Origin of the sequence: Chromobacterium sp. Panama (assembly GCF_003052555.1) — a bacterium.
Taxonomy (GTDB): Bacteria; Pseudomonadota; Gammaproteobacteria; order Burkholderiales; family Chromobacteriaceae; genus Chromobacterium.
In genome coordinates this window covers 2,486,175-2,487,463 of the sequence record NZ_QARX01000001.1, presented here as the reverse complement: position 1 = coordinate 2,487,463, position 1,289 = coordinate 2,486,175, and the positions used below count along the sequence as shown (strand labels likewise).

General features: G+C 65.6%; 2 protein-coding genes. Both read left to right on the top strand.

Features of this window, described 5'->3' with window-relative positions; translation table 11 throughout:
• Positions 1–212 precede the first annotated feature (212 nt).
• Positions 213–944, top strand: coding sequence for a MotA/TolQ/ExbB proton channel family protein (locus DB032_RS11125; RefSeq protein ID WP_107799544.1), 732 nt, complete (start codon positions 213–215; stop codon positions 942–944).
• 10 nt (positions 945–954) lie between these two features.
• Positions 955–1,289 (top strand): biopolymer transporter ExbD (locus DB032_RS11120; RefSeq protein WP_107801822.1); only part of this gene is annotated, 335 nt, incomplete at its 3' end.

The following is a 1,289-nucleotide window of genomic DNA, read 5'->3' as shown; positions in this document are numbered from 1 at the left end:
CGCTTCAGCCACATCGCCAACATCTCGTTCGACGGCGGCATCCCGCCGCGTTACCGCAGCGGCTTCCAGTCGGCGATCAGCGCCGCGCTGCAAGGCTATAGCTGCAAACCCAACAGCCTGTTGAGCCAGGAATTCGGCTTCAAACTCGACTCCGGCGAATGAGCGCGAGCGCGCCTCGACCGGAGCACAGCAACTCTTAGGAGAACCAAAGCATGACCAAGACCACTCGCACCGCCTTCGCCGCCCTGGCCCTGCTGGCCAGCCTGCCTGTCCTGGCCGCCGAAACCGCGCACGTGACCAGCAACCCGTACGGCATCGACGCCCTGTGGGCGCAAGGCGACATCGTCGCGCGCGGCACCCTGATCATTCTGCTGATCATGTCCGCGGCCACCTGGTACGTGGGCATCGTCAAACTGCTGGAACAGCGCCGCCTGCTGAAGCAAGGCCGCGAACTGCTGGCGTCTCACGGCGCGGAACTGCAAAAACGCGCGAGCGAACTGGCCGACGAAGGCATGTTCAGCGCGGTGGCGGCGGCCGGCATTGACGCGGCGGCCGAGCACAAGGGCGAACTGGCCGGCCGCGTGGACCTCAACACCTGGGTGTCGATGGCCATCTCCGACGCGGTGGACTCCGCCAGCCACCATATGCAAAACGGCCTGTCGGTGGTGGCCACCGTGGGTTCCACGGCGCCCTTCGTCGGCCTGTTCGGCACGGTATGGGGCATTTACCACGCGCTGACCGCGATCGGCATGTCCGGCCAGGCGTCCATCGACAAAGTGGCGGGCCCGGTGGGCGAGGCGCTGATCATGACCGCGATCGGTCTGGGCGTGGCGGTGCCGGCGGTGCTGGGATACAACTGGCTGGTGCGTCGCAACAAGCTGGTGCTGGACATGGTGCGCGTGGTGGCCGGCCGCCTGCACGCCAGCCTGCTGAACGCGCGCTGAGGCGACGACGATGAAGGGGCGCAACGCAAGATTCGGCCAAGGCCACGGCAAGGGCGACGAAGACGCGGTGATGTCCGCGATCAACACCACGCCGCTGGTGGACGTGATGCTGGTGCTGCTGATCATCTTCCTGATCACGGTGCCGGTGGTGACGCAGACGGTGAAGATGGCCTTGCCGAAGGAAAGCAATATCCCGACGCAGACCAAGCCGGAGAACATCGTGCTGGGGGTGGACACCGGCAACACCATTTACTGGAACACCACGCCGGTGAAGACGCAGGAAGAACTGCTGGCGCGGCTGGTGAAGGAGGCGAAGAAGGAGCCGCAGCCGGAAGTGCACATCCG